General features: G+C 61.5%; 22 protein-coding genes and 1 tRNA gene. 10 read left to right on the top strand and 13 right to left on the bottom strand.

Annotated features, from left to right (window positions below; translation table 11 throughout):
- Nucleotides 1–4: 4 nt before the first annotated feature.
- A complete protein-coding gene (locus X773_RS55440) occupies nt 5–307 on the bottom strand; it encodes an urease subunit gamma (RefSeq protein ID WP_023677011.1) in 303 nt (100 codons plus the stop codon).
- Between the two features lie 28 nt (nt 308–335).
- Complete coding sequence (locus X773_RS55445) at nt 336–1,178, bottom strand: urease accessory protein UreD (protein WP_023677012.1); 843 nt, start codon at nt 1,176–1,178, stop codon at nt 336–338.
- A gap of 202 nt (nt 1,179–1,380) precedes the next feature.
- Here X773_RS55445 and X773_RS55450 point away from each other — a divergent pair, with 202 nt between their 5' ends.
- The 3 genes from X773_RS55450 (at nt 1,381) to X773_RS55460 (ending at nt 3,689) form a co-directional block, all read left to right on the top strand.
- Complete coding sequence (locus tag X773_RS55450) at nt 1,381–1,635, top strand: acyl carrier protein (RefSeq protein ID WP_023677013.1); 255 nt, start codon at nt 1,381–1,383, stop codon at nt 1,633–1,635.
- 4 nt (nt 1,636–1,639) lie between these two features.
- The gene (locus X773_RS55455) at nt 1,640–2,848 is read left to right on the top strand and encodes a beta-ketoacyl-[acyl-carrier-protein] synthase family protein (protein ID WP_023677014.1); all 1,209 of its coding nucleotides are present in this window, start codon (nt 1,640–1,642) and stop codon (nt 2,846–2,848) included.
- Nucleotides 2,849–2,984: 136 nt separating this feature from the next.
- A complete protein-coding gene (locus X773_RS55460; protein WP_023677015.1) occupies nt 2,985–3,689 on the top strand; it encodes a glutathione S-transferase N-terminal domain-containing protein in 705 nt (234 codons plus the stop codon).
- A gap of 178 nt (nt 3,690–3,867) precedes the next feature.
- Here the strand turns inward: X773_RS55460 and X773_RS78115 are convergent, their stop codons facing one another.
- From X773_RS78115 to X773_RS55475, 3 genes are all read right to left on the bottom strand, one after another.
- On the bottom strand, nt 3,868–4,083 hold the full coding sequence (locus tag X773_RS78115; RefSeq protein ID WP_245274707.1) for a hypothetical protein: 216 nt from the start codon (nt 4,081–4,083) through the stop codon (nt 3,868–3,870).
- Between the two features lie 70 nt (nt 4,084–4,153).
- Nucleotides 4,154–4,774 (bottom strand): nucleoside triphosphate hydrolase, encoded by a 621-nt coding sequence (locus X773_RS55470; protein WP_023677017.1) that lies wholly within the window; start codon nt 4,772–4,774, stop codon nt 4,154–4,156.
- A gap of 76 nt (nt 4,775–4,850) precedes the next feature.
- Nucleotides 4,851–5,957: a hypothetical protein gene (locus X773_RS55475; RefSeq protein ID WP_023677018.1), complete on the bottom strand. Its 1,107-nt coding sequence runs from the start codon at nt 5,955–5,957 to the stop codon at nt 4,851–4,853.
- Nucleotides 5,958–6,164: 207 nt separating this feature from the next.
- Here X773_RS55475 and X773_RS55480 point away from each other — a divergent pair, with 207 nt between their 5' ends.
- Nucleotides 6,165–7,055 carry a D-alanyl-D-alanine carboxypeptidase family protein gene (locus X773_RS55480; RefSeq protein ID WP_023677019.1) on the top strand — a complete coding sequence of 297 codons (891 nt, stop codon included), beginning with the start codon at nt 6,165–6,167 and terminating at the stop codon, nt 7,053–7,055.
- Between the two features lie 33 nt (nt 7,056–7,088).
- Here X773_RS55480 and X773_RS55485 read toward each other — a convergent pair whose 3' ends face one another.
- Entirely contained in the window at nt 7,089–7,895 is an 807-nt protein-coding gene (locus X773_RS55485; protein WP_023677020.1) for a helix-turn-helix transcriptional regulator, read from the bottom strand.
- 704 nt (nt 7,896–8,599) lie between these two features.
- Between X773_RS55485 and X773_RS78120 the strand changes: the two genes are divergently transcribed.
- From X773_RS78120 to X773_RS73655, 3 genes are all read left to right on the top strand, one after another.
- Nucleotides 8,600–9,040: a zinc-binding dehydrogenase gene (locus tag X773_RS78120; protein ID WP_245274708.1), complete on the top strand. Its 441-nt coding sequence runs from the start codon at nt 8,600–8,602 to the stop codon at nt 9,038–9,040.
- A gap of 163 nt (nt 9,041–9,203) precedes the next feature.
- Nucleotides 9,204–9,280: transfer RNA gene (locus X773_RS55495), tRNA-Arg, on the top strand.
- A 193-nt stretch (nt 9,281–9,473) separates the two neighbouring features.
- The gene (locus X773_RS73655) at nt 9,474–10,199 is read left to right on the top strand and encodes a sce7726 family protein (protein ID WP_023677021.1); all 726 of its coding nucleotides are present in this window, start codon (nt 9,474–9,476) and stop codon (nt 10,197–10,199) included.
- On the opposite strand, the gene X773_RS73660 is transcribed toward X773_RS73655, so the two are convergent.
- Genes X773_RS73660 through X773_RS55505 form a run of 3 tightly spaced genes read right to left on the bottom strand, consistent with a single transcriptional unit; the run spans nt 10,196 to nt 12,238 of the window.
- Nucleotides 10,196–11,245, bottom strand: a complete 1,050-nt coding sequence (locus X773_RS73660; protein ID WP_023677022.1) for a hypothetical protein — start codon at nt 11,243–11,245, stop codon at nt 10,196–10,198. The genes X773_RS73655 and X773_RS73660 overlap by 4 nt on opposite strands.
- 17 nt (nt 11,246–11,262) lie before the next feature.
- The gene (locus tag X773_RS0137960) at nt 11,263–11,763 is read right to left on the bottom strand and encodes an ImmA/IrrE family metallo-endopeptidase (protein WP_031211837.1); all 501 of its coding nucleotides are present in this window, start codon (nt 11,761–11,763) and stop codon (nt 11,263–11,265) included.
- Nucleotides 11,764–11,773: 10 nt separating this feature from the next.
- The gene (locus X773_RS55505) at nt 11,774–12,238 is read right to left on the bottom strand and encodes a hypothetical protein (RefSeq protein WP_156937346.1); all 465 of its coding nucleotides are present in this window, start codon (nt 12,236–12,238) and stop codon (nt 11,774–11,776) included.
- Between the two features lie 348 nt (nt 12,239–12,586).
- Here X773_RS55505 and X773_RS55510 point away from each other — a divergent pair, with 348 nt between their 5' ends.
- Nucleotides 12,587–12,820, top strand: coding sequence for a hypothetical protein (locus tag X773_RS55510; RefSeq protein WP_023677026.1), 234 nt, complete (start codon nt 12,587–12,589; stop codon nt 12,818–12,820).
- 106 nt (nt 12,821–12,926) lie between these two features.
- Here the strand turns inward: X773_RS55510 and X773_RS55515 are convergent, their stop codons facing one another.
- The 3 genes from X773_RS55515 to X773_RS55525 form a co-directional block, all read right to left on the bottom strand.
- Nucleotides 12,927–13,241 (bottom strand): hypothetical protein, encoded by a 315-nt coding sequence (locus tag X773_RS55515; RefSeq protein ID WP_036238562.1) that lies wholly within the window; start codon nt 13,239–13,241, stop codon nt 12,927–12,929.
- A 73-nt stretch (nt 13,242–13,314) separates the two neighbouring features.
- On the bottom strand, nt 13,315–14,610 hold the full coding sequence (locus X773_RS55520) for a cytochrome P450 (protein ID WP_051406135.1): 1,296 nt from the start codon (nt 14,608–14,610) through the stop codon (nt 13,315–13,317).
- Between the two features lie 50 nt (nt 14,611–14,660).
- Nucleotides 14,661–15,188: a hydrolase gene (locus X773_RS55525; RefSeq protein ID WP_023677028.1), complete on the bottom strand. Its 528-nt coding sequence runs from the start codon at nt 15,186–15,188 to the stop codon at nt 14,661–14,663.
- Nucleotides 15,189–15,424: 236 nt separating this feature from the next.
- Here X773_RS55525 and X773_RS55530 point away from each other — a divergent pair, with 236 nt between their 5' ends.
- Together X773_RS55530 and X773_RS55535 are read left to right on the top strand one after the other, a co-directional pair.
- Complete coding sequence (locus X773_RS55530; RefSeq protein ID WP_023677029.1) at nt 15,425–15,754, top strand: hypothetical protein; 330 nt, start codon at nt 15,425–15,427, stop codon at nt 15,752–15,754.
- Between the two features lie 96 nt (nt 15,755–15,850).
- The gene (locus tag X773_RS55535) at nt 15,851–16,399 is read left to right on the top strand and encodes a DNA-3-methyladenine glycosylase (RefSeq protein ID WP_023677030.1); all 549 of its coding nucleotides are present in this window, start codon (nt 15,851–15,853) and stop codon (nt 16,397–16,399) included.
- Nucleotides 16,400–16,436: 37 nt separating this feature from the next.
- On the opposite strand, the gene X773_RS0137975 is transcribed toward X773_RS55535, so the two are convergent.
- Nucleotides 16,437–16,703, bottom strand: coding sequence for a DUF3606 domain-containing protein (locus X773_RS0137975; RefSeq protein WP_023677031.1), 267 nt, complete (start codon nt 16,701–16,703; stop codon nt 16,437–16,439).
- Between the last annotated feature and the right edge of the window lie 169 nt (nt 16,704–16,872).

Here is a 16,872-nt window from a genome sequence, read left to right on the forward strand (position 1 = left end):
GGTGTTATCTGATCGGCTCGTGCACGGTCACCAGCTTGGTGCCGTCTGGAAACGTCGCCTCGACCTGCACATCGTGGATCATTTCTGCAATGCCTTCCATCACCTGGGCCCGGGTGACGACATGGGCGCCGGCCTCCATCAGCTCGGCGACCGCGCGGCCGTCGCGGGCACCCTCGACGACGAAATCGGTGATCAGCGCGATCGCTTCCGGATGATTGAGCTTGACGCCGCGTTCGAGCCGCTTGCGGGCCACGATCGCCGCCATGGCGATCAGCAGCTTGTCTTTCTCCCTCGGCGTCAGATTCATGCTTTTTCCTGCGGTGGCACAATCGAAATCAGAGTGACCATAATTTGGGCAGGCCCGCCCGTCCGTTGAGCAATTCGACAAGCGGCACCAGCCGCTTGCGGAGCTGGTAGCCGTCCTCAGCGAACAGCCTCGCAAGAAGCTTGCCAGATTTCCGCACGCTCCAGAAACTGACGCCGCCCTGGCCGCCGACTATGCCCCGGGCCGGCTCGAGCAAAGCCTCTGCCCGTGGCGACACCATCAGCAGCGTCGCCACGGCGACGGCACCGCCGGCCGCTGCGGGACGGTTCAAGGTGGCCGCAATGTCCGGCCCGATGCGGAACTCCTCTGCATGGACCAGCGCCCCGTCCTGGCGGACGCGCCAGCGGTCGTGGAAATGGCCTTGCGAAGCCCGTTCACCCATGGCCAGGCGGCCGAAGACGGTAGCCTCCAGGATCAGCGCCTCGGCTCCGGTGGCAAGCTCCACGTCAAGGCTGCGGGCAAAGGCCGAGCGGTCGAAGACGATGGTTTCCTGTGGCAGCCAGGCAATGTGGCCGTCTTCTCCGACAGTCAGCTGCACCCGCACTTCGGCGCGGTCGGATGCGGCGCGATAGATTTTCTCGCAGGCCTGCGTTGTTATGGTTGCGGAGGCGCCGGCACCGACATCGACCTCCCAGGCGAGACGGTCGCCACCGGTCAGCCCACCGGCGGTGTTGATCAGGACGGCTTCGAGCGGATCGGCCGAGACCGCCGGCATGCGGATCTTGGCCGAACCGTCCTGGTACAGACGCCGAAGACGCGTGCGGCCTCCGTTCCAGTCGCAGCCAAGCCGCGCGACGCCGGCAACACGCTGGGCCGGCGGCACTGAAGTCAAGCTATATGCGATCGTATCCACGACACCAACGTTAAGCACTGCGGCGGCTTTGTCGATATATAGCTTGTTGCTTGACAGCGTTTCGGTTTCTATAGAGGGAGCCACCTTGGTACGGTCACCGGCGCCTGGCGGGGGTAAAAGGCGACGATGACGACGTAATCGAGGACAAAAGGGGCGCTGATCAGTTGGCGTCGGGAAACGACAGAGTTGGGGAAGAAACCGAATGGCTGACCAGCTGGCAAACGATATCATCGCCAAGATCAAGGCTCATGCCGAGCCGGGCGGCGAGGAAATCACCACCAGTACCGAACTGACCGCCCTCGGCATCCATTCGCTGGAACTGACGGAGATCATCTTCGATCTCGAGGAAGAGTATGGCATCGAAATCGAGATGAACACTGTCGATGCCTGGAGCAATCTGAAGAATGTCGGCGACATGGTCGAGGCGGTTCGCGCGCTGATCGCGAAAAAAGCCTGACTGAATGCACAAGCGCGTCGTCATCACGGGCATCGGCGGATTATGCGGGCTCGGCACCAATGCACCGGCAATCTGGAATGAAATGCGCGCCGGCCGTTCGGCAATCGGCGCGATCGACAATCCGCTGCTGCATGATCTGAAGGTCAAGGTCGGCTGCGAAATCAAGGCGCTTCCCGAGCACGGCATCGACCGCAAGCAGGTCGTGTCGATGGACCGCTTCAGCCTTCTGGCGACGATCGCCGCGCGGGAGGCGGCACAGCAGGCGGGATTGAACCCGCACGCGGCCAACACCTACCGGATGGGCACCATCGTCGGCGTCGGCGTCTGCGGCTGGGAGGCAATCGAAGAGAACTATCGCGCCATCCTGCTCGAAGGCAAGAACCGCGCCGGCATCTTCACCGTCCCGAAAGTAATGCCGGGCGCTGCAGCCGGCCATGTCAGCATGAATCTTGGTCTGCGCGGGCCGGTGTTCGGCATCACCTCTGCCTGCTCGTCATCCAACCACGCCATTGCCTCGGCGGTCGATCAGATCAGGCTCGGCCGGGCCGACGTCATGGTCGCCGGCGGCACCGATGCGCCGCTGGTCTGGGGCATCCTCAAGGGCTGGGAGGCCCTGCGGGTGCTGTCGCCGGACACCTGCCGGCCGTTTTCGGCCGACCGCCAGGGGCTCGTGCTCGGCGAAGGCGCCGGCATGGTGGTGCTGGAAACATATGAGCATGCCATGGCGCGCGGCGCCGCCATCCTTGCCGAAATCGCCGGCGTCGGCCTTTCCGCCGACGCCTCCGATATCGTCGCGCCAACCATCGAAGGGCCTGAGGCGGCGATGCGCTTCTGCCTCGTCGATGCCGGGCTCAATCCCGAGGACGTCGACTATCTCAACGCGCATGGCACCGGCACCAAGGCCAACGATCAGATCGAGACGGCGGCGATCAAACGCGTGTTCGGCGACCATGCCTACAAGCTTTCGGTGTCCTCGACCAAATCGATGCACGCCCACTGCCTCGGCGCCTCCGGCGCGCTGGAAATGATCGCCTGCGTGATGGCGATCCGCGAAGGCATCGTGCCGCCGACCGCCAATTATCGGGAAGCCGACGCCGACTGCGATCTCGACATCACGCCGAACGTGGCGCGCGAACGCACCGTGCGCACCGCGATCAGCAACAGCTTCGCCTTCGGCGGCACCAATGCGGTGCTGGCGGTCAGGGCCGTGTGACCGCACCCCTTGCGGGTCCTTCACCGGGGCCGGCGAAACTTTCCATGCGCATATTGATCGCGCCAGGCGTCGCGCCTAACTCTCTGCGACCCGCCATGACCGTGCCGCTCGGCGCGGTCTCCTACCAGGAGTTTCGATGACCGATCTGTCCGCGTTTCCGATTGCTAGGCGCTGGCCGGCGAGCCACCCCGACCGCATCCAGCTTTATTCGTTTCCGACGCCGAACGGGGTGAAGATATCGATCGCGCTGGAGGAACTTGGCCTGCCTTACGAGCCGCATGCCGTCGATATCGGCAAGAACGAGAGCTGGACCCCGGAATTCCTGTCTTTGAACCCGAACGGCAAGATACCGGCGATGATCGATCCGGACGGCCCGGGTGGCAAGCCGATCGGCTTGTTCGAATCCGGCGCCATCCTGCTTTACCTCAGCGACAAGACCGGCAAGCTGGTCCCGGCAGACGCGACGCTGCGTTATGAGACGATCCAGTGGGTGTTCTTCCAGATGGCTTCGATCGGGCCGATGTTCGGCCAAGTCGGATTCTTCCACAAATTCGCTGGGCGCGAAATCGCCGACAAGCGCCCGCTGGAACGTTATCGCGACGAGTCGCGACGGCTGATCGGCGTCCTCGAAACGAGGCTCAAGGGCCGCAGCTGGATCATGGGCGACGATTACACCATCGCCGATATTTCGATGCTTGGGTGGGTGCGCAATCTGATCGGCTTCTACGAGGCGCGGGAACTCGTCGGTTTCGACGATTTCCCCAGCGTGGGCGCATGGCTGGAGCGTGGCCTCGCTCGTCCAGCGGTGCAGAGGGGCCTCACCATTCCGGCCAGAAGCTGATCTTACGCCGATTCCGCTCGGCTATTTTGCTTTGGTCCGGGGTTTCTTGCCGACTACGGAAGCGGCAAGCGACGCCGCCCCTTTGGCGGTGGCAAGCACGGCACCGGCGGCGACGTTGGCCGTCGTTTTGACGGTGCGCATAGCGCTGCCTGCGATCGATCCTCTGCTTGCCGGCTTTTTAGGGCTGGCGGCTTTGGGAGCTGCGGCTTTGGTCGCGGCAGGCATCACCTTTTTCGGCGCTGCCTTGCCAAAGCTGGGCTTTGCCGCCTCCTTGGAACGCGCCGCCGCTGCCGGACCGGCGCTGGTTTTCGCGCGAGTTGCTTTTGATCGTGTTGCCCTGCCCTTGGCGGGCGCAGGCTTTCTTGCCATGGTTTCCATCGAACGGTTCCCTCATGGGCACAATTGCCGTGTCCGGGATAACGGCCTGAAACTGTCAAGGTTCCGGCCGGGCGGTTCCTTGCAAGTCAGGCCAGGTCGCCGACCACCAGGTCGGCGGGCCGCCGACGGGCAAGCACGCGGTCGATGTTCGGCATATCGTTAGAGGCGATCCAGGCGCGCGCGTCCTCGTCGGAGCGGCCGTGCTCGTGCCATCGCGCCAGTAGTCGGCGCTCGAGCTCGGCGCGCGGCACATCGACGAAGATCGAGAAGTCGAACAGCGGCGCCAGCCGCGTCCAGGGTTCCTCGTCGAGCAGGAGATAATTGCCTTCGACCAGAATGAATTTGGTGTCGGCGGCGACAATCGCAGCAGCGGCGCGCGACAGCTCCATGCTGCGGTCGAAGACTGGGATGGCGATATCCGGCTCGCCGGCGCGGATGCGCTTCAGCAGCGCTTCGAAGCCGGCAAAATCAAAGGTTTCCGGAGCACCTTTTCGCGCGCGAAGGCCGCGCCGCTCGAGAACGACATCATCGTAATGGAAGCCATCCATCGGCACGACTTCCGCCGTGCCTTCCAGCAGCAAGTCGTGCAAGCCTGCCGACAATGTCGATTTGCCGGCGCCGGGAGGGCCGGCAATGGCCACGATGAAGCGCGGTGCCTTGCCGGCGCGCTTGAAAATGACAGCAGCGATGTGGGCGATTTCTGACATTGGCATCCATAAGATGGTTCTGGCGCATTTTGGCGGCAGTTTTTGAAAATTTCAAACGCCGGATTGTGCCAAGCCTTCAATCGGGCCTGGATTGACCGATCCGCAGGAAATCGCCGTCGAAGCCGATGTCGCGCACGGCACCGTCAGCCGCCAGGATGCGCATGCGGCCCGGCGAGGTCGTGACGTCGTGCGGCGGCTCGCCGGATGGCCATGGCAGTGCGCCGATGACATGGCGGAACGAAAAGCGGCGCCCTTCGGAAAGGGCAAAGGCGGTCGCCACGCCTTCGCGCTTCAGCCAATTGTCGCCGAGCGATGCGGCGTGGCCGACGGCCGTGCGGCCGTCCTCGATGCCGAGCACGCCGCGGTGGCGGCCGCTCCATGGCGCATAGTCACGCCCGCCATTGCTGACCCACAGCATGGTGACCGGCAGTTCGGCCGGGTTCTTCAGCACCAGCACGAGATCGGCTTCCGCCTGGCGCGCCAGCGCGGTCCAGCCCGGCCCGCCATGATCGGCCTCGACCAGCGTCACGAAGTCCTCACGCAGCTGGTCCATGCGATAGGTGGTCAGGTCAATCGTGCCGCCGCTGGCGGCGGGAAAGCGCGTCAGGTCGGCGGTTCGCGCCGGGTAGGCGAGCAACGAGCGGCCGCGGGCCGGATCGGGCTCCGGCGCCTCACTCGGCGTTGCGGCAAGGCGCTTGGGCGAGAAGGCCAGCCTGCCGCCGGCCGTCATCACCGTCATCGGGTGGTGGGCGACCGGAATGGCGCCGGCCCCGCCGGAAAAGACGTGTTCCTGATAGAGAAAGGGATGATCGTCGCGCAAGGTCAGGATCTTGTCGACGGTTGCGCCCATAACCGGGCGCTGCAGGCGGAAGACGGCGCGCCAGCCGTCGGCCGTTGCCGCGCTGTCGACGACGTCCCAGCGACTATTTGCCGGCCAGCCATGCAAAGGTGCCGCTTCGACGTCGCTGCTCGAGAAGGGTGCGCAGAGGAAATCGCCGGACAGGTGGACCGTCCCTTCAGGCAGGTCTTTCGGCAGCATCTCGCGCGGCTCGCCGACCCAGGGTGCGCGATGCAGCGGCTTCAGCCGATGGCCATCGATATCGACCGCCATGTCGGCGAGATGGCCGACGGCAAGATCGACCGATACCGAAATGCCCTTTGCCGTGATCGTGACCGCATCCATGTGCACCTACCGATTCTGCCGGCGCCAGCAAAGCCCACTCGCCGCCGGTTGCGCAAGCGCGGTGGCCGGCAATTCACATCAGGCGGCGCCACGTCGGCCTGTGGACAGGGCCGTTCGAGGGCCAGACCGATATTAACCAAATGGACTGTGCCTTTGCGTTAAGATAGCTTCGCCTCGTCTCAGAAACTGCCTGCCTTCGGAACTGACTTGTCCGCCTTCCGGTTCTTTTCGTCCATCCACAAATGCGTCGCTGTGCTGGCGCTGCTGCTGTTTGCTGCCGGCTGCACGACTGTCACGCCGCCCGACAGCGTGCTGGCGGTACCGGCGCCGCCGCAGAAATATGCCGCCATGGTCATCGATGCCGGCACCGGCAAGACGCTGTTCGAGGTCAATTCGACGGCGCCGCGTTATCCGGCGTCGCTGACCAAGATGATGACGCTCTACCTCCTGTTCGAGGCGCTGGACCAGGGCCGCATCAGCAAGGAGACGCAAATTCCGGTGTCGGACAACGCCGCCCGGCAGCCGCCGACCAAGCTGCGGTTCAGGCGCGGCGAGACCATCGACGTCGATTCGGCGATCCGCGCCGTCGTCGTCAAATCGGCCAATGACGTGGCGGTCGCCGTTGCCGAATATCTCGGCGGCAGCGAAGAGGCGTTCGCCGGCATGATGACCGCCAAGGCGCGCCAGATCGGCATGAGCAGCACCGTTTTCCGCAATGCCTCGGGCCTGCCGGACGGCGACCAGCACACCAGCGCGCGCGACATGGCGGTGCTCGGCATGGCGCTGCACGCCCGCTTCCCGCAGCATTTCCACTATTTCTCTGAAAGCGACTTCATGTTCCGCGGCAGGCTTGTGCGCGGCCACAACGACATGCTCGGCCGGGTGCGCGGCGTCGACGGCATCAAGACCGGCTACATCAGGGCTTCGGGCTTCAACATCGTCACCTCCTATGATGCGGACGGGCACAGGCTGATCATCGTGGTGATGGGCGCCGACAGCGCGCGCCAGCGCAACGACCACGTCGAGGCGCTGATCCAGCGCAGCCTGTTGCCGACCTCCGAGGCAAAGACGCGACTGCTGTATGCCGAGGAGCAGTGACAGTTGAAGTCCGAGTGTTGACCGCGTGCGGGTTCAGGCGACAAACGCAGAGCCGCCGTTTTGCGCGACACTGCTGAGATACTTTGCCGGCGGCTTGCCAAGCGCTTTCTTGAACATGGTGATGAAGGCGGTGACCGATTCGTAACCGAGATCGGCCGAAACCTGCTGCACGCTGGCGCCGGAGGCCAGCTCGCGCATCGCGACGATCAGGTGCAGTTGCTGGCGCCAGCGCCCGAAGGTCAGCCCTGTCTCTTTCACCACGAGACGTGCGAGACTGCTCTCGCTGAGCGCGACGCGACTGGCCCATTCCGCCAGGGTGCTGCGATCGGCAGGATCTTGCGCCAACGCCGCCGCGATGCGCCTCAAGCGCGGCTCGGACGAGATCGGCAAATGCAGCTGCTGGACAGGCATGCGCGGCAATTCGGATAGCAGTACGCTGGTCAGGAGCTCGCCCCTCGCGTCATCGTCCTCAACGCGATCCGTCAGCTCTATGATGAGCTCGCGCAGCAACGGCGAGATCGAAAGCGTGCAGCACCGGTCCGGCAGGTCGGTAGCTCCCGGTTCGATATAGACGAAGAAAATCCGGGCATTGGCGGTCGCGATATTGCTGTGCACCATGTCGCCGGGAATCCACACCGCGCAATGCGGCGGCACCATCCACAAGCCGCTGGGAACGCGACATGTGACGCCACCGCCGAGCGCGAAGACGAGTTGCCCTTTGCGGTGGCGGTGGTCCGGCACCTCCGCCCTGGTTTCGGTAACGTCAACGCGCACGGCGATTGCCGGGGCGAGGACATCATCCGGATCGAAAGGCCAGGGGTAGCGGAGAGGCTGTCTCATATTGACTTATTTTAGCGATCGACTGCCAAGATATCTAAATTACTCAAACAGGAAAGTCGATAGATTAGGGATGAGTAACTCAGAAGCCGACAGGCGGGCTTCCAGTCATGCCCTGCTTGCGTTCTGAACGTCGGACCAACAAGCCCGGCGCACGAAAACAGGCTGGCGTCCGCCACGCAGCAAGAAGGGACGATAGCAATGCTCGCCTTGGTCACATCTTCCGACAGCGCCACCGGGTTGCGGCTCGCCGAGCTTGGTGAGTCCGAGCCCGCCCCGCATGAGGCGCTGGTCTCGGTCCGGGCAGTCTCGCTGAACCGCGGCGAACTGCGCCTGCTCAACATCCGTCCGAACGGCTGGGTGCCTGGCCAGGACGTCGCCGGAATTGTCGAGCGCGCCGCGCCTGACGGCTCCGGGCCGGCCGTCGGCGCCCGGGTTGCGGCTCTGGTCGACGAGGCCGGGTGGGCCGAACGGGTCGCCGTTCCGACCGACCACCTCGCCGTCCTGCCGGACGACGTCAGCTTCGTCTCCGCCGCCACTGTTCCGGTCGCGGGCACGACCGCGCTGCGGACCCTGCGCCTCGGCGGCGACCTGGCCGGCCAGCGGGTCCTGATTACCGGCGCAAGCGGCGCGGTCGGCCGTTTCCAGATCCAGATCGCCCGCCAGCAGGGCGCGTCGGTGGTGGCGGTCGCCGCTGAACGGCATNGGTGGCGGTCGCCGCTGAACGGCATGCCGACGATCTCCGCGGCCTCGGAGCCGAGCGGGTCGTCGAAACGATCGAGCTGGCCGAAGGACTGTTCTCGCTGATTGCCGAATCGGTAGGCGGCGATAGCCTCGCCCACGCGATCGAACGGATCGCGCCCGGCGGGACCGTCGTCATGTTCGGCTCGAGCAGCGGCGAACTCACGCCCATCGGCTTCCGCCAGTTCGTTCCGGGGCACGAAGGTGCGCGGCTGCAGACCTTCGCCTACTACGCTTCCGGTCCGGAGGTTGGCGCCGACATCGCCTCGCTGCTCGCACTGATCGCAGCCGGCCGGCTCGAAACGCGCGTAGTCCTGACCGTGCCGTGGCGGGACGTCGGCCAAGCCCTCGACGCGCTGCGGCAGCGCAGCATCAGAGGCAAGGCAGTGCTTACCGTGACAGAATGAGCAGGCAGTGGCGCCGGACGGGACGGTGTCTGTCTCCCCCGGGCTGCTACGGCAACTTGAGCCCGCTGGCGATTGCCCGTTGAAGCCGGCGCCTGCTTCCGCTAAGAAGCCGTGGCTGGCCGGTTTACCGGCTGGTTCGTTTTTGGGATCACCGATCCTGAAGGCACCCGTAGCTCAGCTGGATAGAGCGCTGCCCTCCGAAGGCAGAGGTCACAGGTTCGAATCCTGTCGGGTGCGCCATATAAAACCGTTGTATTATGGATGATGGCCGCTCCCCAAGGTCGCAGATAACGTCGGATAGTTCCATGATCGAGCCAAGCGCGTTCCGTTCGAGCAATCAGGGCGGCCGCCGGCACGGCCCGTGGCCGTGACGTTAAGGTTCCCTTGGTAGCTGCGTGTCTATTGTTCGCTCTGGCTCCGACAGGTACTGTTCATGGCGGAAAAATATTACGAATCTCGCATAAAGTGCGATGTCCTAAACGCGTTGCGGAAGTGGAGAATGATCGATTCCCGTTCCATTGTGGCGTCAGAATATGTTCTTGGCTCTACCGGGCGGCGAGCCGATCTTGCCATTTACAATGGTTCAAAGCTTATCGGGATTGAAATCAAGAGTAAGCATGATTCTCTTACTCGCCTGAAGCCTCAACTTGAGGTATACACGGCGTGCTTTGATGAGGTCATTCTTGTCGCCGACGAGAAACACTTGGCTTCCATCACAAATCTTATTCTACCTGGAGTCCGCGTGTTCACAGCAAGCGACTCTGGCTCGATCATTGTTTGGCGAGAAGCCTTAGCGCCTGCAACGAAGACAAAATCTGTTAGCCTCAAGTTGCTAACCATTGGCGACTTAAAAAAGCTGGTGGGGGTCCCAATCGCTGCGCCAGTGAGGAAAACGGCACTTCTGACAGCTGCACAGGAGCTTTCCGACAAACTCATTTTTGAAACAGTCGCGGCTTCGTTCGTCCATACGTTTTCCGAAACATCGACTAGATTTTGGGATCACGTGGGCAGGAAAAACGTCTCCCATAGCGGGTTGCTTCACTTGAGCCGGTTTGCTTCAGAACGAACCAACGTGATCCAGAAAAAAGAAAAGCAACAACTCTTTTGGGAACTCTGGAGACGTCAAGCGAAGGAGACGCTCCAAATCGCGAGCCCTTAAAGGTCGCTCCATTCGGTTTCGCCCGGCTGATCGTCCGCACCCGACTGTATGTGCATGTGGATGTTGACGCGAGCAGAGGTTGACATTTTCGGCGAGTAAATCGCATTCTCTTCTCCAGCCGCAGTCTTCTTGATCATCTCGGTACCCCATATGCCCTTATCATTCCAATCTGGACATTTGGTGGCGCGTTTTGCAGCTAGCTGATAAGCCTCGTCGCGGTCCTCCTCATCAGCCTCCCGGAAGAATTTCCATTTGGTTGAAAAGGCATTGTCAATTCTGGGCGCTGGACTCCCGCCGCCGCCGCTTTGCTTCTCCGCTCGAACACTCGCGCGGTCACAGTAGATGTTGCGAGCGTGTCCAACTTGCCCAGCAACTAGATTATAAAACTTTCGCTCGAAAATTTCCTGCTCGACTATCCCTGTGAACGAAGTGGGGAACGTTGATGCTGATACCGATATATAACAATCGTCCAGCTGAGTACGAATGGCCTTGCAGATGCTTGTTGCAACCAGCGCTTTATTAAGGATGTTCTTGTCCTGACGCTGAAAATCAAGGATGAAATACACGTCTTCGTTCGAAGGATACCGTTTAAAGAGTTTTGCGATATCAGCTGCAAGAGGAAATATTTGTTCGTGGAGGCGAATTACAACGCCCCGCCCCATTGCTTTGAATGCTTGAACCTGAGGCACCAGCTCCTTCGGGTCAATCAGTTGGACCGTGGGAGTAAACATAGGATTTTCATCTATGAAGCTGCGCCAGGCCAAATACCCATCTTTGGAGTCTCTCAACGCGTCAAAAATGTCATGGACGGGCCTTCTTTTTCCATCGAAGACATCGTCAGTTAGATCGACGACAATCGGCTTGCCGGAAGTGCAAGCGGAAACCTTCACTATAGTGCTTGCGAACGCGTTCGCCGTAGTCCACGGCTGAAGGATTACAAAAGGAAGTAACCCGGTTTTAACTTGAGGAGAAAGCTCCTCGATAGCCTGCATCTCTGATGGGCGCACTCCGATAATCGGAACGTAACTAAATGCCCCAAAATCCATGGCTACGCGCCTTCATCTCACGGGATGCCCAGCCGAATCTTCATCGCTGCTTCGGACACATTAAACTTATCAGCGAGGAAACTAACAACGTTGTCAACCTTAAGTGTCCTTGCCCTGTCCAACCATTCATCAACGAGCTGTTGAGGCATCAATAGGTCAGCGGCCATTCTGTTGGCTTGCGCTTCGCGACGATCCGATAATCCGGAGCGGTATAGAACGTCATCCGTGATTCCGTCTCCAATCTGATCGCGGTGCAGAAGATAATGCCCGACTTCATGTGCAACAGTGAAACGTTGCCGACGCGCCGAGTCATTTCTGTTGACCTTGATGATGAACTGGACCGGATTGTCGGGGTCCGGCCTTATCTCTCCAGAAATTCCGCTAGGTAGGTTTGTTGCAATCACCCTGACGCCCAAGGCGTTGGCAATTGCGGACAAACGAACGGGCGCTCCGTCCTGAAGAGCTTGAATTGTCGCCAGCGTCCCTTGATCTAAAGAATACCATTCTCGACTCATCATTTGACTCTCCTTAGTCTGTAAATGGTTTTTCTTCGGATGGCGCTTGATCCTTGTCCGCGCGTAAAGACGCGTCACTCAATATGAGTCTATCAACCCGTTCAGCCAGTACGGTGCGCAATTCCCCTCCTTGGATCTGATCGGAAATGTGCTGAATTATTGCCGTCTCAATCCGCTTTGCGAAGGGCCCATCGAATAACATCTTCTCGAGATGATTCCTCGAAGCTGTCTCGGTTAGCTTTTGGAATTGCGAGTATCCCCAGATAGCCAGTATTGCAATAAACATTGCCAATATAGTTATTATGACAGTCACAGCTGTCAGCATCACTGTAATAAAATCGGTATAAGACATGCTGATACTCTGAATTTGTTCTGGAGTTACATTTACACTTACTAATGTACATCCGATCAAAATGACCCCAGAGAGAAGCCCGATGAGGAAAATCGGCAGGTAATCAGTTTGCGCTCTGGCTGACACGATTCTCTTTCGGCGTTGTGTTCTTATTATGTTCACATTCTGCTAACAGCCGTCAAGGGCCGGAACAATGGCTTCTAGTCGCGATGGTAAAACCAGAAATATGAGAGTATTGAAAAACGCTTTGTGTGCCGCTCTGCCTAGCTGCCCTCCGAAGGCAAACCGTTCGAATCCTATCGGGTGCGCCCATCTTTCGATTTGCCGCCGCCGTTCCGTAGCTCGTCCTGTGAAGGCCCGGCATCGAGGCCTGTCCTGCCCGGCTACGACAATCACCTTCCACCTCGGTGATCGCCCGGAACCCAATCCTCCTCGAACGACTTCTTGGTGAGTAGACTACGAAGGGAGCGCACCGTGCCCGCACCGCCCGAAATGGATGTCGTCCTCGAAAAGCTGCCTTTGAGGATCGGCGCCTATATCCCCGACGACTTGCTGGAGGACTGGTTTGCGCCGGGAACGGGCATGAACCCGGTCAGCAAGGAGGCGCTTGCCACCGCCAAGAACTACGGCTGGCGTTTCGAATGCGAGTTCAAGCACTACCCGGAACGCAAGGAAGGCGTGTTCTGGAAGTGGGTGCCGGCGATCTGACCGACGCTGGACGGTTCATCGTTCCGCGGAAACGCAGAACCGGTCTATCTTATTGTTTGACGCAAATACCGGACGGGAAACCGCTTCACACTTTTCCTGGAATTGCTCAGCCTCCGCCTATCGGCGTCGTCACCTTGCCGGTTCCGCCGCATTCGGGGCAGGTGCGGCCGTCGATCATGCCTGACCCTGCACAGCGGCGGCAAATATTCTCGCCAGCGCCTGGAGTGTCTACGGGGACTTCGTCCGTGTTGGCCTGACCGGCTTGCCGGGGGTTGCCCTGCAGCTTGTTTCTCAGCCGGGCGACCCAGCCTTCGTCGACCTCGAGCGGCCTGCTGCTGTCGTCCGGCAGGCCTTCGCCGGATTGGCCGATGGTTTCATTGCGCGGCCGGTCGTTCGCGCCTGTCGTGATCTTCTGAGCCATTGCGTTTGCCTTTACGCCTTGCAATTTTCGAACGCCTCAGCTCCGCAGAGGTTCCGGTTCGACCGGCAGCCTTTCAGCCGGGCTTTCGCCGCACATTATCTATCCTGAACCCGGATTTCGGCCGCGCCGGCATGCGGGCAAGCGAGACGGTCATATCCTGATCAGGCACCCGGTAGGCCATCGACCGCGTCAGCAGGCGAACCGCTTCCATGATCAGCGCGACGGTGACGGCTTCTCCGGGGCAGCGATGGGCAGTCGCCGGATCTCCGCCGCCATGCGGGATGAAGTCGAAGCCGTGGGTTTTCCAGCTCAAGCCGCGCTCCGGGATAAATCGGTCCGGCTCCACAAACAGGCGCGGATCATGGTTGGTGCCGTGCAGGTCGAGCAGAATCCAATCGCCCTCCCGGAAGCGGTAACCCTTCCACTCGAACGGGTGGCGCGCGCGGCCACCGATGAACGGGAAGAACGGATAAAGCCGGCGAACCTCCTCGGCGAAGGCTTCCAGCCCGTCCTCATCGCCGGCGGCGAACTTATCGTACCATTGGCGGTGCTGGTGAAGCGCCAGCGCCGCAAACATGATGAAGCGGCCGATGGCGACAACCGGCCGGATGATGTTGATGATCTCGACCGCAGCACTGGCAAGATCGAGCGGCATTCCCTCGGCATCGACATATTCGCTGACCAGGCGGACCGGGCTGTTTGCCGGCAAATCAAGCGCGCCGCTTCGAACGCGCCGTACAAGCTCGCCGATAGTGCGTTCGGTCCGGCGGCGCCGCCACAGCGCCAGCATGGTCGACGGCCCGACGCCGCCGGCGTTCTCGATCATGCCGCTGAGCTCGCGGCAGAGTTCGGCGCGATCCTTGTCGGCGGGGATGCCGGCCCAATCCGCTGCCGCCTGGGTCAGGACGAGGTTTACGGCGTCGAACAGGACGATCTCGTCACGCCGCTGCCAGTCTTCCAGCTTGTCGAGCCAGGCGCGACGGAAATTTGCGCGGAGCCGCTCGATCTGGTCGCCATCCAACAGGATCGACAGGAAAAGCGCCTTGCGGTGGCGGTGAGCGGCGCCGTCGAGCGCCTGGACGCTGCCCTTGTCCTGCAGCAGACGCAGCGTGGTCTGCGGCATCGCACCAATTCGGGTGAAGTGGTCGCCGCCATAAAACATCTCGGCAGCCTCGGCACCGCGCACGCAGATTGCCGGCTGCAGCATCAGGCGCGTGGCAAAGATGTCGGTGTTCATGCGCCGGCAGCGGGCCGAAATGAAATCATAGCCTTCGCGCAGCAGGGCCAAAGTGCTATCGAACGCGGCGCGCGGAATGGGTTTTACGGCATGATTGCCGCCATCGGCATCGATCAGTTCACGTCTGTTCATGGCGTGCTCCCTGGCGTTGAAATTCCTCAACGCACGGCCGGCACTTTCGATCACTCGACTTTTTGACGGCTTTGCCGCGCCGCCCTTCGGCCGCGGCTGGCAAGGATGGCGGTCAGCGTGACCGGACGAAAATCCCAGCTGTCGACGCCGACGTCATACTGGCGCGTGACCGGGGTCAGCCTGCCGTGGGAATGGCCATGCAGGTCGATCGATTTCCTGCCGATCTGGTTCCAGGTGCGAAAAGGGTAGTGGCAAAGGATCAGCAGGCTGCCGTCGAGCGCCAGCTCCTTGTAGTGTTGCGTGCTCGCCCAACCTGTGGCCTCGATGGTGGCCGCAGCATCGTTGTTGCCGATGATCAAATGCTTGCTGCCATGAAGAGACGCCAGAAGCGACGACACGAACGCGGCCGATCCCCTGGCAAAATCGCCGAGATGCCAGATCTCGTCGTCCGGCCCGACAGTCTCGTTCCAGAACGCAATGAGCGACCGGTCATGTTCCGCCAGCGAGCCGAACGGGCGGCGGTCGATGCGCAAAATGCGCGGGTCGCTGAAATGCGTGTCGGCCGTGAAGTAGATCATGCGCACTCGCTGGGCCTGTTGTCGAACTGCCGCGCAGGTAGGCGCGTGGCGCACCAAGTCCATGTTGCTCTCCCGATGCTTGCTCAACCCGCTCGATCGCCGGTTGTTCCTGGAAGCAGGCCTAGGCGGTTCCCGCTCGTCGGAACTTCAAAAAGGGGGAACTTTGAAACGGGGGAACTTTGAAATGAGACGCAGGTTAGAATGCTTGAGGCCGATGCTCTGAAAGGACCTCGACGATGACCGACGCAGAACCTCTTGGGCGAAGCCCGGCTCAAGCGCGGGGCGATATCGATGCCGGGCGCGAAGGGGACAAGACCCCGGGCATCGATCCGGCTGCGGCTCCCATGGAAACGGACGCGGAATCCGCCGGCAACGCTCCGCCGAAGAGCCCTGCCGCGCGCCATGAAACGCCGAAGTTTACCAACCAGGCGAGCTATGCCAATGCGATGCGCCCGCTGAAGGATGAGCCCGACGTCCAACCGAGCAGATATGGGCCAGTCCTGGTGATTGCCGCCATCGTCGTGCTGGCCGCGGCGGTTTTCATCGGCGCAGCCATGCTGCGCTGAATACCGCTGCCCCAGGTTCGGTGGCGCGATGGCTGGACATTTTGTTTCCGGTCCGGGACCTTGCTGAAGTTCAGGCGTGATCGAGTCTGCTGCACATTGACCACCAACCATCAATTCTTTGCCCGAGACGCCACCACCGTGGCGCGCGACATGATCGGCGCGATGCTGCTCTTGCACGGCGTCGGCGGCATCATCGTCGAAACCGAAGCCTATCGCCCGGATGATCCGGCTTCGCACGCTTTCGGTGGCAGGACGGTGCGCAACGGCGCAATGTTCGGCGCCCCCGGCAGCGCGTATGTCTATCGCTCCTATGGCCTGCATTGGTGCCTCAATGCCGTGTGCCTGCCCGGCAGTGCCGTGCTTATCCGCGCAATCGAACCGCAATCCGGGCTGGTGGTGATGCGGGCCAATCGCGGCGTTGACGACCCCCGGCTGCTTTGTTCGGGACCGGGTCGCCTTTGCCAGGCGCTGGCAATCGACAAATCCCATGACGGGCTGCCCCTGGACCTGCCGCCATTCGAATTCAGGCCGCCGAGCGAAGCCGGCGCCGTTCTGACAGGCCGCCGGATCGGCATTTCCAAGGCTGTCGATGCCGAGTGGCGGTTCGGACTGCGCGACTCGGATTATCTGAGCCGCAAGTTCTGATGCCCGCGGCAGCGGCAGAGCAGTTGCCCCCCCGGCATCACTCGTCGGGTTTGCCGAGATGCATAGGTGTCGCCTGCTGGCGGGCTTCCCTGGTCACCTCGTCGGCTCCGGCAGGTGAAATCCCTCGCAACGCCTTCGCGGCTACGGTCAGCCGGCCGCGATCATTGCCGAAGCTTTTGATCAACTGACGGACCTGGTCGGCGGTGATGCCGTTCTGTTGGGCAAAATACTCGACTTCACGGTCGTCTTCCGTAGAAACGCGATCGCGCTCGCGGAAATCTCGCTTGCTCTTATCGTCGGCCATTTTTTCCTCCTGGTGGAGCTTTGCATCAACGGCAACGTGGGTGAGCCGCTTTCGTTGCCGCGATCAGGCGGACTTTTCCGCCGCCGTGCCGACTGCCCAGGAACCATGAGGCGAGCAGCCGGTTTGGCTTGGATGCAGACACGTTCAGCCTCCAATTCATACCGATGGA

This window comes from Mesorhizobium sp. LSJC280B00 (genome assembly GCF_000502835.1).
GTDB lineage: Bacteria > Pseudomonadota > Alphaproteobacteria > Rhizobiales > Rhizobiaceae > Mesorhizobium.

What these genes read in the sequence shown, in the direction of transcription:
- X773_RS55525 (WP_023677028.1), bottom strand. Translation starts at nt 15,188, where the DNA reads ATGATCTACTTCACGGCCGACACGCATTTCAGCGACCCGCGCATTTTG.
- X773_RS55520 (WP_051406135.1), bottom strand. Translation starts at nt 14,610, where the DNA reads ATGAACAGACGTGAACTGATCGATGCCGATGGCGGCAATCATGCCGTA.
- X773_RS55530 (WP_023677029.1), top strand. Translation starts at nt 15,425, where the DNA reads ATGACCGACGCAGAACCTCTTGGGCGAAGCCCGGCTCAAGCGCGGGGC.
- X773_RS55475 (WP_023677018.1), bottom strand. Translation starts at nt 5,957, where the DNA reads ATGGATGCGGTCACGATCACGGCAAAGGGCATTTCGGTATCGGTCGAT.
- X773_RS55460 (WP_023677015.1), top strand. Translation starts at nt 2,985, where the DNA reads ATGACCGATCTGTCCGCGTTTCCGATTGCTAGGCGCTGGCCGGCGAGC.
- X773_RS73655 (WP_023677021.1), top strand. Translation starts at nt 9,474, where the DNA reads ATGGCGGAAAAATATTACGAATCTCGCATAAAGTGCGATGTCCTAAAC.
- X773_RS55515 (WP_036238562.1), bottom strand. Translation starts at nt 13,241, where the DNA reads ATGGCTCAGAAGATCACGACAGGCGCGAACGACCGGCCGCGCAATGAA.
- X773_RS0137960 (WP_031211837.1), bottom strand. Translation starts at nt 11,763, where the DNA reads ATGATGAGTCGAGAATGGTATTCTTTAGATCAAGGGACGCTGGCGACA.
- X773_RS0137975 (WP_023677031.1), bottom strand. Translation starts at nt 16,703, where the DNA reads ATGGCCGACGATAAGAGCAAGCGAGATTTCCGCGAGCGCGATCGCGTT.
- X773_RS78115 (WP_245274707.1), bottom strand. Translation starts at nt 4,083, where the DNA reads ATGAGGGAACCGTTCGATGGAAACCATGGCAAGAAAGCCTGCGCCCGC.
- X773_RS55450 (WP_023677013.1), top strand. Translation starts at nt 1,381, where the DNA reads ATGGCTGACCAGCTGGCAAACGATATCATCGCCAAGATCAAGGCTCAT.
- X773_RS55485 (WP_023677020.1), bottom strand. Translation starts at nt 7,895, where the DNA reads ATGAGACAGCCTCTCCGCTACCCCTGGCCTTTCGATCCGGATGATGTC.
- X773_RS55440 (WP_023677011.1), bottom strand. Translation starts at nt 307, where the DNA reads ATGAATCTGACGCCGAGGGAGAAAGACAAGCTGCTGATCGCCATGGCG.
- X773_RS55470 (WP_023677017.1), bottom strand. Translation starts at nt 4,774, where the DNA reads ATGTCAGAAATCGCCCACATCGCTGCTGTCATTTTCAAGCGCGCCGGC.
- X773_RS73660 (WP_023677022.1), bottom strand. Translation starts at nt 11,245, where the DNA reads ATGGATTTTGGGGCATTTAGTTACGTTCCGATTATCGGAGTGCGCCCA.
- X773_RS55455 (WP_023677014.1), top strand. Translation starts at nt 1,640, where the DNA reads ATGCACAAGCGCGTCGTCATCACGGGCATCGGCGGATTATGCGGGCTC.